This window comes from Azotobacter chroococcum (assembly GCF_002220155.1).
GTDB lineage: Bacteria > Pseudomonadota > Gammaproteobacteria > Pseudomonadales > Pseudomonadaceae > Azotobacter > Azotobacter chroococcum.
Map to the genome: position 1 here is coordinate 2,396,469 of NZ_CP011835.1, position 13,964 is coordinate 2,410,432.

13 protein-coding genes are annotated in these 13,964 nt (G+C 64.8%); 7 read left to right on the top strand and 6 right to left on the bottom strand.

The features are described 5' to 3' along the window. Positions 1 to 13 precede the first annotated feature (13 nt). Both nuoM and nuoN read left to right on the top strand, forming a co-directional pair. Positions 14 to 1,543: an NADH-quinone oxidoreductase subunit M gene (gene nuoM / locus ACG10_RS11005; protein WP_089168249.1), complete on the top strand. Its 1,530-nt coding sequence runs from the start codon at positions 14 to 16 to the stop codon at positions 1,541 to 1,543. A gap of 8 nt (positions 1,544 to 1,551) precedes the next feature. After that, positions 1,552 to 3,024, top strand: a complete 1,473-nt coding sequence (gene nuoN / locus ACG10_RS11010; RefSeq protein ID WP_089168250.1) for an NADH-quinone oxidoreductase subunit NuoN — start codon at positions 1,552 to 1,554, stop codon at positions 3,022 to 3,024. Between the two features lie 97 nt (positions 3,025 to 3,121). On the opposite strand, the gene ACG10_RS11015 is transcribed toward nuoN, so the two are convergent. The 3 genes from ACG10_RS11015 to ACG10_RS11025 are packed head-to-tail and all read right to left on the bottom strand — an operon-like array spanning position 3,122 to position 5,429. Then, a complete protein-coding gene (locus ACG10_RS11015) occupies positions 3,122 to 4,447 on the bottom strand; it encodes a sensor histidine kinase (protein ID WP_089168251.1) in 1,326 nt (441 codons plus the stop codon). After that, entirely contained in the window at positions 4,444 to 5,109 is a 666-nt protein-coding gene (locus ACG10_RS11020; RefSeq protein WP_089168252.1) for a response regulator transcription factor, read from the bottom strand. The genes ACG10_RS11015 and ACG10_RS11020 overlap by 4 nt, the downstream gene beginning before the upstream one ends. Further along, the gene (locus ACG10_RS11025) at positions 5,109 to 5,429 is read right to left on the bottom strand and encodes a PepSY domain-containing protein (RefSeq protein ID WP_089168253.1); all 321 of its coding nucleotides are present in this window, start codon (positions 5,427 to 5,429) and stop codon (positions 5,109 to 5,111) included. Before ACG10_RS11025 ends, ACG10_RS11020 begins: the two co-directional genes overlap by 1 nt. 273 nt (positions 5,430 to 5,702) lie before the next feature. On the opposite strand from ACG10_RS11025, the gene queD reads away from it, so the two are divergent. Beyond that, positions 5,703 to 6,059, top strand: coding sequence for a 6-carboxytetrahydropterin synthase QueD (gene queD, locus ACG10_RS11030; RefSeq protein WP_039803863.1), 357 nt, complete (start codon positions 5,703 to 5,705; stop codon positions 6,057 to 6,059). Here the strand turns inward: queD and ACG10_RS11035 are convergent, their stop codons facing one another. Next, complete coding sequence (locus ACG10_RS11035) at positions 6,060 to 6,674, bottom strand: lytic transglycosylase domain-containing protein (protein ID WP_089168254.1); 615 nt, start codon at positions 6,672 to 6,674, stop codon at positions 6,060 to 6,062. It lies immediately after the preceding gene. 375 nt (positions 6,675 to 7,049) lie between these two features. Between ACG10_RS11035 and gspG the strand changes: the two genes are divergently transcribed. After that, positions 7,050 to 7,478 carry a type II secretion system major pseudopilin GspG gene (gene gspG / locus ACG10_RS11040; RefSeq protein WP_039803861.1) on the top strand — a complete coding sequence of 143 codons (429 nt, stop codon included), beginning with the start codon at positions 7,050 to 7,052 and terminating at the stop codon, positions 7,476 to 7,478. Between the two features lie 12 nt (positions 7,479 to 7,490). Further along, complete coding sequence (locus tag ACG10_RS11045; protein WP_039803859.1) at positions 7,491 to 8,681, top strand: type II secretion system F family protein; 1,191 nt, start codon at positions 7,491 to 7,493, stop codon at positions 8,679 to 8,681. A 29-nt stretch (positions 8,682 to 8,710) separates the two neighbouring features. Here the strand turns inward: ACG10_RS11045 and ACG10_RS11050 are convergent, their stop codons facing one another. Together ACG10_RS11050 and ACG10_RS11055 are read right to left on the bottom strand one after the other, a co-directional pair. Then, positions 8,711 to 11,200, bottom strand: coding sequence for a bifunctional diguanylate cyclase/phosphodiesterase (locus ACG10_RS11050; RefSeq protein ID WP_089169854.1), 2,490 nt, complete (start codon positions 11,198 to 11,200; stop codon positions 8,711 to 8,713). Positions 11,201 to 11,820: 620 nt separating this feature from the next. Beyond that, on the bottom strand, positions 11,821 to 12,399 hold the full coding sequence (locus ACG10_RS11055; protein WP_198318930.1) for an antibiotic biosynthesis monooxygenase: 579 nt from the start codon (positions 12,397 to 12,399) through the stop codon (positions 11,821 to 11,823). A gap of 263 nt (positions 12,400 to 12,662) precedes the next feature. Between ACG10_RS11055 and ACG10_RS11060 the strand changes: the two genes are divergently transcribed. Together ACG10_RS11060 and ACG10_RS24405 are read left to right on the top strand one after the other, a co-directional pair. Next, entirely contained in the window at positions 12,663 to 13,376 is a 714-nt protein-coding gene (locus ACG10_RS11060; RefSeq protein ID WP_089168256.1) for an SOS response-associated peptidase family protein, read from the top strand. 187 nt (positions 13,377 to 13,563) lie between these two features. Continuing rightward, on the top strand, positions 13,564 to 13,785 hold the full coding sequence (locus tag ACG10_RS24405; RefSeq protein ID WP_131349153.1) for a hypothetical protein: 222 nt from the start codon (positions 13,564 to 13,566) through the stop codon (positions 13,783 to 13,785). Positions 13,786 to 13,964: the final 179 nt, after the last annotated feature.

A 13,964-nucleotide genomic window follows, 5' to 3' on the forward strand; every position in this document is an offset into this window, starting at 1 on the left:
AATTGAGCCCGTCATGATTCTGCCCTGGCTGATCCTGATCCCCTTCATCGGCGGCCTGCTGTGCTGGCAGGGTGAGCGCTACAGCGCCACCCTGCCGCGCTGGATCGCGCTGCTGACCATGTCCCTGCTGCTGGTTCTCGGCCTCTGGCTGTGGGCCACAGGGGACTTCACCCTGGCCCCCGCACCGGGAGCCGCACCGCTCTGGAGCGCCGAGTTCCGGCTGAGCTGGATCGAGCGCTTCGGCATCGAGCTGCATCTGGCCCTGGACGGCCTGTCGATGCTGATGGTGGTGCTCACCGGCCTGCTCGGTGTGCTCTCGGTCCTCTGCTCCTGGAAGGAAATCCAGCAGAAGGTCGGTTTCTTCCACCTCAACCTGATGTGGATTCTCGGTGGCGTGGTCGGCGTCTTCCTCGCCGTCGACCTGTTCCTGTTCTTCTTCTTCTGGGAAATGATGCTGGTGCCGATGTATTTCCTCATCGCGCTCTGGGGTCACAGCGGCAGCACGGGCAACACCCGCATCACTGCCGCCACCAAGTTCTTCATCTTCACCCAGGCCAGCGGCCTGATCATGCTGGTGGCCATCCTCGGCCTGGTGTTCGTCCACTACAGCCAGAGCGGCGTGCTCACCTTCAACTACGCCGACCTGCTGAAGACCCAGCTGGCCCCGGGCACCGAGTTCCTGCTGATGCTCGGCTTCTTCATCTCCTTCGCGGTGAAGTTCCCGGTCATTCCGTTCCACTCCTGGCTGCCCGACGCCCATGCCCAGGCGCCGACCGCCGGCTCCGTGGACCTGGCCGGCATCCTGCTGAAGACCGCCGCCTACGGCCTGCTGCGCTTCGCCCTGCCGCTGTTCCCCAACGCCTCGGCGGAGTTCGCGCCGATCGCCATGGGCCTCGGCGTGTTCGCCATCGTCTACGGTGCCCTGGTGTCCTTCGCACAGACCGACATCAAGCGCCTGGTGGCCTACTCCAGCGTGTCGCACATGGGCTTCATCCTGATCGCCATCTACTCCGGCAGCCAGATCGCCCTGCAGGGTGCGGTGGTGCAAATGATCGCCCACGGCCTCTCCGCCGCCGCACTGTTCATCCTCTGCGGCCAGCTCTACGAGCGCCTGCACACCCGTGACATGCGCGAGATGGGCGGTATCTGGAGCCGCATGCCGTGGCTGCCGGCGGTCAGCCTGTTCTTCGCCGCCGCCGCGCTCGGCCTGCCGGGCACCGGCAACTTCGTCGGCGAGTTCCTGGTCCTGATCGGCACCTTCCCGCAGGCCCCCTGGATCACCGTGCTGGCCTCCACCGGCCTGGTGCTCGGCTCGGTCTACTCGCTGATCATGATCCACCGCGCCTATTTCGGCCCGGCCAGGACGGAAGGCGCCCTGCTCGGCCTGAACGGCCGCGAGCTGAGCATGGTGCTCGGTCTGGCAGGACTGCTGATCCTCCTCGGCGTCTACCCGCAACCGGTTCTCGACACCTCTGCCGCCAGCATGCAAGGCGTGCAGCAGTGGCTGAGCACCGCCCTCACCCAACTCGTTTCGGCCCGGTAAGTAGAGCCATGCACATGACGACTCAACATCTCATCGCCCTGCTGCCGCTGCTCATCACCTCTGCCACTGTCGTGGCGGTGATGCTCGGCATCGCCTGGAGGCGAAATCACTCACTGACCTTCACCCTCTCGGTGGTCGGTCTCAACCTCGCCCTGCTGTCGGTCATTCCGGCGGTCAAGGTCGCGCCGCTGGCGGTCACCCCGCTGCTGCAGATGGACAGCTTCGCCGGCTTCTACATGGCGCTGATCCTGGTCGCCACCCTGGCCTGCGTGACCCTGATCCATGCCTACATGGGCGACAAGAGCGGCGCGCCGGGCTATCCCGGCAACCGCGAGGAAATGTACCTGCTGATCCTGCTCGCCGCCGCCGGCGCGCTGGTGCTGGTCGGTGCCCAGCACCTCGCCGGGCTGTTCATCGGCCTGGAACTGCTCTCGGTGCCGGTCTACGGCATGGTCGCCTACGCCTTCTTCAACCGGCGTTCGCTGGAGGCCGGCATCAAGTACATGGTGCTGTCGGCCGCCGGCTCGGCCTTCCTGCTGTTCGGCATGGCCCTGCTCTACGCCGAATCCGGCAGCCTGAGCTTCGCCAGCCTGGGCAACGCCATGGCGCCGGGCGGCGTCCAGAGCACTCTGGTGCAGGTCGGCATCGGCCTGATGCTGATCGGCCTGGCCTTCAAGCTGTCGCTGGTGCCCTTCCACCTGTGGACCCCGGACGTCTACGAGGGTGCGCCGGCGCCGGTCTCGGCCTTCCTGGCCACCGCCAGCAAGGTCGCGGTGTTCGCCGTGCTGCTGCGGCTGTACCAGATCTCCCCGGCGACCTCCGGCGGCTGGATGAACGACCTGCTGAGCCTGATCGCCATCGCCTCGATCCTGCTCGGCAACCTGCTGGCACTGCTGCAGAGCAACCTCAAGCGTCTGCTCGGCTACTCGTCCATCGCCCACTTCGGCTACCTGCTGGTGGCGCTGATCGCCAGCAAGGGCATGGCCGTGGAGGCGATCGGCGTCTACCTGGCGTCCTACGTGCTGACCAGCCTCGGCGCCTTCGGGGTGATCACCCTGATGTCCACGCCCTACAGCGGCCGCGACGCCGACGCCCTGTACGAGTACCGCGGCCTGTTCTGGCGCCGTCCGTACCTGACCGCCGTGCTCACCACCATGATGCTGTCGCTGGCCGGCATCCCGCTGACCGCCGGCTTCATCGGCAAGTTCTACGTGATCGCCGCGGGCGTCGAGTCCGGGCTCTGGTGGCTGCTCGCCTCGCTGGTCGTGGGTAGCGCCATCGGCGTCTACTACTACCTGCGGGTGATGGTCACCCTGTTCCTGGTCGAGCCGAAGCTGCAGCGTCGCGATGCTCCGCTCAACTGGAACCTGGGCAGCGGTGGCATCATGCTGCTGCTCATCGCCCTGCTGGCCTTCGGCCTCGGCGTCTACCCGCAACCCCTGCTGGAGCTGGTGCAGCAGAGCGGCCTGCTGGTCGGCTGACGCCGCACGTCCGCTATCGCGGAGCGACTTTCGCTCCGCGATAGCCTTCTCCCCCGCGACACTCTCTCCCCGCCCTTCCCGCAACACCCCTCCGAACTCAGTTTGCCTCCCGTCGCGCCGGCAATTCGATCGCCACCCGCAAGCCGCCCAGCGGCGAATCCTGCAGCGCCAGCCGGCCGTGCCAGGCATCGAGGATATCGCGCACGATGGCCAGGCCCAGCCCGTGACCGGCGACCTGCTCGTCCAGGCGTATCCCCCGGTTCAGCGCCTCGCCGCGAAACTCGGCGGCCATCCCCGGACCGTCGTCGTCGACCCGGATCAGCCAGCCCTCCGGCACTCCGGCGATCTCCAGACTCACTCGCGTCCGCGCCCACTTGCAGGCGTTGTCCAGCAGATTGCCGAGCAGTTCCAGCACGTCCTCCCGGTCCCAGGGCAGGCGCCCCCCCGCTGGGGCCTGCCAGTCGAGCGCCAGCCCGCGGTTGTGGACCATCGCCAGGGTGGCGAACAGCCCGGGCAGTTCCGCCGCGCAATCGAAATGGCTGGCCGGCAGCGCCTCGCCGGCCAGCCGCGCGCGGCCCAGTTCGCGGGCCAGGCGCTGCTCGATCTGCGCCAGCTGCTCCTGCAGCGACGCCTGCAGCTCCGGACAGGCCGCCAGTTCGGCCCGCGCGGCCAGACTGGTCAGCACGGCCAGGGGGGTCTTCAGCGCGTGGCCGAGATTGCCGACCGCATGCCGCGAACGCTGCAGGGTGCTCTCGGTCTGCCGCAGCAGATGGTTGATCTGCGCCACCAGCGGCTCCAGTTCGACCGGTACTCCGGGGTCCAGCGCCTGACGCTGACCCTGCTGCAGCTGCTCGACCTGCCGGCGCACCTCCTCGAGCGGCCGCAAGGCCCGGCGCACCGTGAGCCGCTGCAGCAGCACGACCAGCACCAGCACGCCCAGCCCGAGCAGGCAGCCGACCCATTGCACGCGCCGGTAGGCCTGCAGGATCGGCGTGTAGTCGGAGGCCACGCTGATCGAGATGGTTTGCCCGAAGCGCCGGTAGTCGGCGCGATAGAGCAGCAGCCGCTGGTCGCCCGGGCCATCGACCAGCCCGGCCTGCAGGCCCGTTGTGGACGAATCCGTCAGGGCATGATCCCAGAGGGAACGGGAGCGCCAGCTCTCGCCCGGCAGATCGATGCGGAAATAGTGTCCGGAATAGGGACGCTGATAGACACCCGGCAGACGCGGCTCGTCCAGCTGGATGCCGTTCCGCCCGCGGGCCAGGCTAGTCAGCAAGGCTTCGGCCTGCTCGCGCAGATCGTCCTCCAGGTAGCGGCGCAGCCCCGCATCGAGCATCCAGAGCGTGCTCTGCGCCAGCAGGAGCCCGGCACCGAGCAGGACACCGATCAGGCCGAACCCCAGCCGGCGCTGGATCGACCTCAACGCACACCCGCGAAGCGGTAGCCCTGGCCGCGACGGGTTTCGATCGCCGTCCGGCCGAGCTTGCCGCGCAGGCGGTTGATGTGCACCTCGATGACGTTGGAGTCGCGCTCGGTCTCGCCGTCGTAGAGGTGCTCGGCGAGCTGACCCTTGGAGAGCAGTTGCCCGGGATGCAGCATCAGGTAGCGCAGCAGGCGGAACTCGGCGGCGGTGAGCTCGATATCCTCCGCACCGCAGCGAACCACCTGGCGCGCCTCGTCGAGCAGCAGCCCGCCCGCCTCCAGCTGCGGCTGGTTGGCCAGTCCGTGGGCACGGCGCAGCAGCGCCTGGATGCGCAGCTGCAACTCCTCGGGATGGAAAGGCTTGCACAGATAGTCGTCGGCGCCCGCCTTCAGCCCCTCGATACGCTCCGCCCAGGAGGCGCGGGCGGTCAACACCAGCACCGGCGTGGCCACTCCCTGGGCACGCCAGTCGCGCAGCACCTCCAGCCCCGGCTTGCCGGGCAGTCCCAGGTCGAGAATCATCAGGTCGTAGGGCTCGCAGCTCCCCTGGCGGGCGGCATCGCGCCCGTCGGCCAGCCAGTCCACGGCATAGCCCTGGCGCTGCAGGCCGGCCACCAGTTCATCGGCCAGTCCGACCGAATCCTCCACCAGCAGCAGGCGCATCAGTCGTCCTCCTCGTCTTTCAGGATGCGCCCGTCGCGGGCATCCAGCTCCAGCTCGCGCACGACCCCGCCGGCCGTGAGCAGCTCCACCTCGTAGACGTAGACGCCATGCTCCTCCTCCAGCTCGGCCTCCAGCAGACGGGCCCCCGGATAACGCGCCAGGGCGCTCCGGACCAGTTGTTCGAGCGGCTGGATGACGCCCGCCTGGCGAAGGCGCAGGGCCTGGTCCTGATCCAGATCCCGGGCGCTCGCACTCGGCAGGCAGAGAGCGGAAAGCAGGACAAGCCCACCAGCCCCGAAGCGGGCACGCAAGCGCATCATTGGCCGAAAGCGGGTCCCGCGAGCGGGACGGCGAAAGAGTGCATGGAAATTTCCCTCGAAAAGCCTGATGGGGAAGGTTGTCGGCAGGTCTGCCAGCCCGGGAGAGAGCCTCGCCCAGTTTGCGGCCGGCACCTTAATCCACGCTGAACGGCGACTTCCGGTCGCCCCTGCTGAACCATAAGCCGGTCCCGGGGTTAAAATCCACCCTGCACGCCTGCGGGATGCGCTCTCCAGGGCGGGAAGCGCCCCATCACCTCATTCAAGGCTCTATCAGTGGAATTATTCAAAGAATTCGTATTCGAAGCGGCTCACCGCCTTCCCCACGTCCCGGCCGGCCACAAGTGCGGCCGGCTGCACGGCCATTCGTTCCGCGTGGCCATCTACATCGAGGGCGAGGTCGATCCCTACACCGGCTGGATTCGTGACTTTTCCGAGATCAAGGAGATCTTCAAGCCGATCTACGAGCGGCTGGATCACAACTATCTGAACGAGATCGAGGGCCTGGAGAACCCGACCAGCGAGATCCTCGCCAAGTGGATCTGGCAGCAGCTCAAGCCCCGGCTGCCCGAACTCTCCCGGGTACGCATCCACGAGACCTGCACCAGCGGCTGCGAATACCGCGGCGACTGATCAGCCGCCGCTCTGCAGGCGCCGATAGTGCTCGAGCACCTTCGGCACATAGCGCTGGGTTTCGGCGAAGGGCGGGATGGCGCTGCCGCTGCCGATGACCGCTCCGGGGCCTGCGTTGTAGGCCGCCACGGCCAGGCTGAGGTCCTGGTCGAACATCTCCAGCAGGCGCTTCAGGTAGCGGGCACCGCCGCGGATGTTGGCGGCCGGGTCCCAGACGTCGGCCACTCCCAGTTCGCGGGCGGTATCCGGCATCAGCTGCATCAATCCGGCCGCCCCCTTCGGCGAGACGGCATGCGGGTCGTAGTTGGACTCGGCGCGGATCAGCGCATGCAGCAGCGCCTCGGGCAGGCCGTGCTCGACTGCCGCGGCGGCCACCAGCGCGGCATAGGGCAGCGCACCGGCCTCCCCCCTCTGCTTCTTCGCTGCCGCCACCGGCATGGCCGGCGGCACTGGCGCCTCGCGACGCAGGCGCACGCTCTTGCGCTCCTTGCGATAGACATTGGTGAGGGTGATGCTGCCGTCCGCCGCCACTTCCCGGTAGATATCGCCATACGCGGGCATCGCCGCCCCCAGCGCGGCGATCATACCGAGCAGAACTGCCGCCACTCGTCCCATGCTTCCTTCTCCCGATCTCGGCCGCGCCTCCCGGCGGCTTCCTGGCGAAGCAGCCGAGCAAGAATCGTGCTGCAGCGGGAAAGGCTCTCCTGCGCCCACGCTATCGGGCCTTGGTGCTCCCGTGGCGGCCGCCCGGAGCGGGGAATGGTGGGTGAAAATCCCCAATTCCCCAGCGGGCAAGCACCCGGTGCCGCGGAAAATGGCCTCCAACGGCTGGCCTGAAGATTGCTGAAGTCCCGGCGCGCTCCGGCGTTTTCCCCGGCCATGTGCGGATTGCCTATCGGCAGGGAGCCTCCTGCGGGAGCGGCTGCTGCAGGCACTGTCGCGACATGGCCCCTTCTGTCACCGGAACCCGAGGTCAGCCAGATGAAACGGATGCAAACCCTTGCCCAAGCCCGCCGCAGTCCGGGCTTCACCCTGCTGGAACTGCTGGTCGTGCTGGTCGTGCTCGGCCTGCTGGCCGGCATCGTCGGCCCCAAATACTTCAACCAGCTCGGCCGCTCGGAAACCAAGGTCGCCCGCGCGCAGATCGAGGGTCTGAGCAAGGCGCTGGACATCTACCGCGTGGAAACCGGCCGCTACCCCAGCACCGAGCAGGGCCTCAACGCCCTGGTCGCGGCGCCCAGCGACGAGCCGCGCTGGTCCGGCCCCTACCTGCAGAAGGGCGTGCCACAGGACCCCTGGGGCCGCGCCTACGTCTACCGCTCGCCGGGCGAGAACGGCGACTACGACCTGCTGACCCTGGGCAAGGACGGCCAGCCCGGCGGCGAAGGCGAGAACGCGGAAATCACCAGCTGGCAGTGACGGGAGCCGGACATGCGCTTTCAGATCAAGGGCATGCGCAAGACGGCGGAAGTGGTGTCGCTGGTCCTCGACGCCCCGAGCCCGACCGACGCCCTGCGCCTGGCCGAACACCAGGGCCTGAAGGTGCTCAGCCTGCGCGCCGAAAGGCGCTGGTCGCCGGCCCGCTGGCGGCGCCGCGAAGCCTTCCCGCTGGTGCTGTTCAGCCAGGAGCTGACCACCCTGCTGAACGCCGGCCTGGCGCTGATCGACGCCCTCGAAAGCCTTGCCGAGAAGGAATCCGACGCCCAGGCGCGCAAGATCCTGAGCGACCTGGTGCGCCTGCTCTACGAGGGCAAGTCCCTCTCCCAGGCGCTGGGCGAGTTTCCCTCAATCTTTCCCCCCCTCTATGTGGCGCTGGTGCAGTCGAGCGAGAAGACCGGCGCGGTCGGCGACGCCCTGGGACGCTACGTCGCCTACCGCACGCGCATGGACGAGGTGCGCCAGAAGATCGTCAGCGCCTCGGTCTATCCGCTTTTGCTGCTGCTGGTCGGCAACGGGGTGCTGCTGTTTCTGATCGGCTACGTGGTGCCGCGCTTCAGCCTGGTCTTCGAGGGACTCGGCTCCAACCTGCCATGGCTGTCGCAGGTGCTGCTGAGCGTCGGGCAGTTCATTCATACCCATCAGAATGCACTGCTCGGCAGCCTGCTGCCGGTCCTGGCCGCCCTCGTCGTCCTGCTGCGCCAGGAACGGGTGAGGCGCGCCCTCGGCCGGCTGGTCGAGAAAGTCCCGACCATCCGCGAGCGCCTGTTCATCTACGAGATGGCGCGCTTCTACCGTTCCCTGGGCATCCTGCTGCAGGGTGGCATCCCGATCCTCACCGCCCTGGGCATGGTCCGCGGCCTGCTCGGCCCCGCCTCGCGCGTTCGTCTGGACCGGGCCGGCGAGCTCATCCGCGAAGGCCACGCCCTGTCCCGCTCGCTGGAGGAAAACCGCCTGGCGACCCCGGTTTCCCTGCGCATGCTGCGCGCCGGCGAACAGGCCGGCAACCTCGGGGTCATGATGGAGCGCACCGCGGACTTCTACGACGAGGAAACCGGCCGCTGGATCGACTGGTTCGTGCGCCTGTTCGAACCGCTGCTGATGACCTTCATCGGCCTGGTCATCGGCGTGATCGTGATCCTGATGTACATGCCGATCTTCGAGCTGGCGTCGAGTATCCAGTAGCCCCGGGAAGGAGTGGCGGGAGGGAACGCTCAGCTCACGGAATGCTCGAGCAGCCTGGGCAGGAACTCCGCTGCCGGCAGCGGCTTGCAGAACAGATAACCCTGTCCCGAATCGCAGCCCAGCGCCTCCAGTATCTGGCGCTGCTCTTCGGTCTCGATGCCCTCGGCGATGGTCTGCATGTCCAGATCCCTGGCAATGCCGATGATGGCCCTGACAATGGTTTGATCGCTGCTGCCGGCTGAAATGGCCTGGATGAAGGAGCGGTCGATCTTCAGCTTGTGCACCTGCAGCTTTTTCAGATAGCTGAGCGATGAATAACCCGTTCCGAAGTCGTCGATGGAAAGCTTCACGCCCCGGGAACGCAAACTGCTCACGATCTCGCCGACCTTCTCCGGATTCTCCATGGCCACGCTTTCGGTCAGTTCCAGTTCGAGTGCCCATGGCGGCAACTCACTGTTAGCAAGCGCCCTGTCGATCTTTTCCAGCAGGGCTGCATCGCGGAACTGCGCCATGGAGATATTGACCGCAATGCTCATGTCCCCGGGAAAGCCCTCGTCCAGCCAATGCTTCATCTGCTGCGTGGCCTTGTGCAGAACCAGATCGCCGATCTTGATGATCTGACCGCTGATTTCGGCGATCGGAATGAACTCGGCAGGACTGATGAAGCCCAGTTCGGGATGCTGCCATCTCACCAGTGCCTCGGCCCCTTCCAGCCGCTTGCCCGTTATATCGAACTGCGGCTGGTAATAGACGTCCAGCTGTCCCCATTGAATCGCCTCGCGCAGTGCCCCTTCCAGCAAAAGGGTCCGAGCCGTGCGGGCCTGCATTTCCTCCGTGAAGAGTTCGTAATGGCTGCGCCGCTCATGCTTTGCCCGATACATGGCGATATCGGCATGACTGGACAAGGTGTCGAGATCACGGCCATCCTGGGGAAAGATGCAGATTCCCATCGATGCGCCGACATGCAGCGTATATTGCCCCACCTGAATGGGCAGTTCGATGGAGCTTTTGATGCACTCGGCCATTTGTCCAGCCAGATGTGCATCCGCCTCGGGAAGCAGGAACATGAACTCGTCCCCACCCTGGCGAGACACCATGTCTCTCGGGCGCAGGATTCTTTCCAGGCGAGACGCAATTTTGATCAGCAGCGCATCGCCGACCTTGTGGCCCAGCGAGTCGTTGACATTCTTGAAGTTGTCGAGATCCATGAAGATCAGCGCCATGGGCTGCTGATTCTTTTCGCAGCGCGTAGCCTCGACATCAAAGCGTGTATTGAACAGCGTACGGTTCGGCAGCCCGGTGAGCGCATCGAAATGCGCCATCTGCTCGATCTTGGATTGATTTCTGGCCTGCTCCGTCACGTCCCGAATCAAAATCATGAAATGACTTCTCTCGTCAGGCCAGTGGGCGAGCAGCGAAGCCGAAACCTCGAAAATCAGCTCCTCGCCGGCGCTGCCAAGCTGGAATTTAAGGCCCGAGACCTGGCCGTCGTGCTCTGCTGCCCGCATCGCTCGTACCAGGCACTCTAAAGCCTGAGGCGGAAGCAAATCCTGAAGATATCCCCCTGCCTCCAGATCCTGCGTCTTGAACAGCCTTCCATCCGCCGGAAAATGGGCACTGAGAAGCAGGCCATCGAGACGCGCCTCGAGAATAATGTCTGGCAATGCCTCCATGAGGACCTGAACATGTTGCCTCGAGTCCTCCAATGACTTGTAGGGTGCCAGAATAGACTCCACAAAAATGGCTCTGTATAAAATCACATAGGCTATAATTTTATATATATGCCCAAACAGGTTATATGCATCCGTGACATTGCGATATACCGTAAAAAAAACCTCGCTCATCACCATGACCGACAAGGAGCATACCAGGAGACTTGTTTCAAGTCCCGTATCGACATGCCTTCGCATCAAGAGCAAGGCGATGCTGGTGCAATAGATTGCAATAATTGCAAATTCGGCCCCCTGTTTGAATGGCGTGAGGCCGACATCTTCCTGATAGGTCTTCGGGATAGCTTCTGGAAACAGGAGCAAGGTCAGGATGGCCAAAGACATGACCAACAGTGTAACAAGAAGGGCTATATATCTGTCTTTATTGGTCGAGACAGAATGACTGGAGGCCAGCACTCGCCAGGGCAGGCAGGCCATGATCAACAGGCTTACTGCCGTTAAATAACGTGCCAACAGCCAGAAGCCAATCGCCTTCTCCGGGGAATTTGGGCCGAAAAAGTCGGGCATTCCCGGATAAGACAGCATGTGCCAGAAGTCGGAAACCGCCACTCCCAGGAAAGTACAGGAAACAATCAGGATGGCATGATTTGCGTGCATCCTGAACGTATGCCAACCAACGACGAAGATCAGTACACTTACCATGATAGAAGCTGTTTCTAGTACCTGATGCAGTATCAGGAAATGCCCTATCGGCGGCAGCGAATCACCAAATAGATAAACCAGAATCCAGCCGCCCAGCAGCAGCGATGCCCAAAACCGGCAACTGCCGAAATACTTATTTCTCTGCATGTCGGACGCCACCACAAGTCAAGACAGGCTGCGGTCGAATAAAACGTATCCATGTCATCAAGTACAAAATGCTTGCGCTCCATGTTTTGCAGACAGCTTACTGGCAAGGACTGCATGCTTGCGGATGCCGTATCGATTCATGCCGACGGGTAGGCGCGTCGAAAGTGGGGAAAACCATCTGGTTTCGAGCGAGTGGCGGCACTGGCAACACCTCACCTGGACTCACGGCTCGATCCGGCTCCGACAGGACGGCAGTATTGATCGCATAGCGGCAGGCCTGGCCATATGCACAATCAAGCCGTGATGAGGAAGGCATCACTGTAATTGCACTGTCTTGAAATGAGAGGCTCAAAAAAACAGCCGATGGGTACCCTGTTTGGTTGATTGGACAACTCAAGTCCGGAGGTACGGAGCCGATATAGAGGGCCCGAATACTGCACTGTATCGCCCCCCCGAAACGACCAACCGGCAGCCTTGCTCGCAACAGCCCGAGGCTGGTTCGGCATGGACGACCTGACACTTTTCTGTGCGGGAAAAGCGGATGAAATCTCTTGCGGCCCAGCGCAACGACTCGGCTTCCGCCGCCCCTGGCGGGCGGCCGGGAGCCGAGTGGCCCGCGGCTATGCGCGGCCAGGGTGCAGCAGGCGCTCCAGACGTCCGCCGGCGGAGGAACGGCCATTGAGCCAGGGGGCCAGCAGGCGGGTGCTGAGCGGGATGAAGAGAAAGACCATCAGCGGCGTCATCAGCAAGGTGCTGAGCAGTATCCGCAGGACGAGCGGCAGCGTGCCCAGGGCATCGCCAAACAGCCACTGGAACGCCAGGGAGACGGGAAAGAACGCCAGCCAGATGGCCGTCGCCTGCTTCCAGCGCGGCGGGCCGTTGACTACGGCGTCGTGGAACCAACTGCCCAGCCCGGTGGCACGGTGCTCGTGGGGCGCATCGAAAAGGCCCAGGCCGCGTGCCAGCCAGGCATGCCGCGCGGCGGAATGCTCCCAGGCGGCCAGCGTGGATTCGTCGCGGAAACGAAAGATGATCTGGTGCTCGTCATCGCCAGGCGGCGGTGCCAGCACGCCGGAGCCCAGAAAGCCATCGAAGCCGGCGGCCAGGCTGCGGCCTTCGTCCAGCCAGATGCTGAAAGCGCGGTAGCGTCCGCGAGCCACGCGGCGCGCCACCATGAGGGTGACGGGGTCGTTAGACATCCTGTATCTCCTTTTGAGTATCCGACTACCCGGGTAGGGCCTGCCGAAGAGACGGAGGGTCTGGGTAAGACGCTCCGCAAGGCAGTTCAAACCTACCCCATACGGCGGCCCGGAACCAAGCCCCGCAGGCAGCAGAAATGGCTCGGCAATGGCTGCTTGCCTGAGCTGCCGGGCCGAACGCCCTCCTCCCGACAGGTTCCCTGGCCTCCCGCACCAGCGCTGACAATACTTGGCGACGGACAGACCTTGCAGCGGAGGCCGGCATGTGCGGCAGATTCGTGCAGTATCGGGCGGCGATCGACTACCTGCAGGCGCTGCACAGCGGACTGCCGCTGGCGGCCGGCCTCGAACCCGCGCCGATTGCCCGCTACAACGTGGCCCCGCATACGCGGGTGTTGCTGATCCACACGGATGCCGACGGGCTGCGCCTGGAGCCCGTCCCCTGGGGATACGCACCGGCTTGGGCCCAGGGGCCACGAGCGCGGCCGCCGGCGATCAATGCCCGGGTAGAAACGCTGGCGAGCAGCCGCTTCTGGCGGGAGGCCTGGAAATCCGGACGCGCCCTGGTGCCGGCCGATGGCTGGTATGAATGGCAGCAGAATGCGGCCGCTACAGGGCGCAAGCAGCCCTTCTTCTTTCGCCTCAAGAGCGGCGAACCGCTGTTCTTCCCGGCCATCGGCCGGTTTCCGCACGGGGGCGCAGCAGCGCGTGAAGGCGACGGCTTCGCGCTGATCACCCGGATGAGCGATGGGGGAATGAGCGCGATCCACGACCGCCAGCCGCTGGTCCTGGGAGCCGAGATGGCCCGCGCCTGGATCGATCCGCAGCAGATCCCGGCCCAGGCCGAGGAGATTGCCCTGCATCGGGGACTACCGACGCAGGCGTTCGAGTGGTACCCGATCGGGCTGGCGGTGGGGAACGTGCACAACGAGGGGGCCGGACTGATTCAGCCAATGGGGCCGGTGAATGCAGGCTGAGCCAGGCTCCGGGTGCCGCCGCGCTGGGCAGGCCAGGTCAAAAACTGGCAAGATCGCGCCCCTTATGGCCCCTCGTCTACCTGCAGGCCGACAGCTCGGGCAAGAAAGATCCGGAGTCGAACTCCGCCTTGACGAGCAGAGCCAAGGCATTCCCCCTCCAGCCGCTTGATTAGCAAGGACACCCCCTATGGACACCCTTTGGATTAGCGCCACAGTGATTGCAGTGACGGCGGCTGTGGCAATAGCGATCCGCATTGCGATGAAACCTCGTCGGTTCAAACCCAAAGGCGATGCCTACTGGAAGGAAAAAGCCAGAGCCATCCAGAAGAGGCACACGGGACAAGTCATTTCAGGCAGCGCGCCTTTGACCAAGGATCGATCAAGACCCAGGACGACGAATGATCGGTAATACAGAAGCGGAAAGCCCTACGGCGGATGGCGCTCAGCGCCACACCGCCCACCGGCCTCCTGGCGGCCAGCAAAGGCGCCGGAAATGCCGCGCTCCATGCGCCCGATATGGGCACCCTGGCAAGCCGACGGAACAGGAATAGCCGGCAGTGTGGCAATAGCCAGAAAAGCCGACCGCCC

Coding starts and splice junctions, on each gene's coding strand:
- nuoM (WP_089168249.1), top strand. CDS start 14: ATGATTCTGCCCTGGCTGATCCTGATCCCCTTCATCGGCGGCCTGCTG.
- nuoN (WP_089168250.1), top strand. CDS start 1,552: ATGCACATGACGACTCAACATCTCATCGCCCTGCTGCCGCTGCTCATC.
- ACG10_RS11020 (WP_089168252.1), bottom strand. CDS start 5,109: ATGCGCCTGCTGCTGGTGGAGGATTCGGTCGGACTGGCCGATGAACTG.
- ACG10_RS11025 (WP_089168253.1), bottom strand. CDS start 5,429: ATGATGCGCTTGCGTGCCCGCTTCGGGGCTGGTGGGCTTGTCCTGCTT.
- ACG10_RS11035 (WP_089168254.1), bottom strand. CDS start 6,674: ATGGGACGAGTGGCGGCAGTTCTGCTCGGTATGATCGCCGCGCTGGGG.
- gspG (WP_039803861.1), top strand. CDS start 7,050: ATGCAAACCCTTGCCCAAGCCCGCCGCAGTCCGGGCTTCACCCTGCTG.
- ACG10_RS11045 (WP_039803859.1), top strand. CDS start 7,491: ATGCGCTTTCAGATCAAGGGCATGCGCAAGACGGCGGAAGTGGTGTCG.
- ACG10_RS11050 (WP_089169854.1), bottom strand. CDS start 11,200: ATGCAGAGAAATAAGTATTTCGGCAGTTGCCGGTTTTGGGCATCGCTG.
- ACG10_RS11055 (WP_198318930.1), bottom strand. CDS start 12,399: ATGTCTAACGACCCCGTCACCCTCATGGTGGCGCGCCGCGTGGCTCGC.
- ACG10_RS11060 (WP_089168256.1), top strand. CDS start 12,663: ATGTGCGGCAGATTCGTGCAGTATCGGGCGGCGATCGACTACCTGCAG.
- ACG10_RS24405 (WP_131349153.1), top strand. CDS start 13,564: ATGGACACCCTTTGGATTAGCGCCACAGTGATTGCAGTGACGGCGGCT.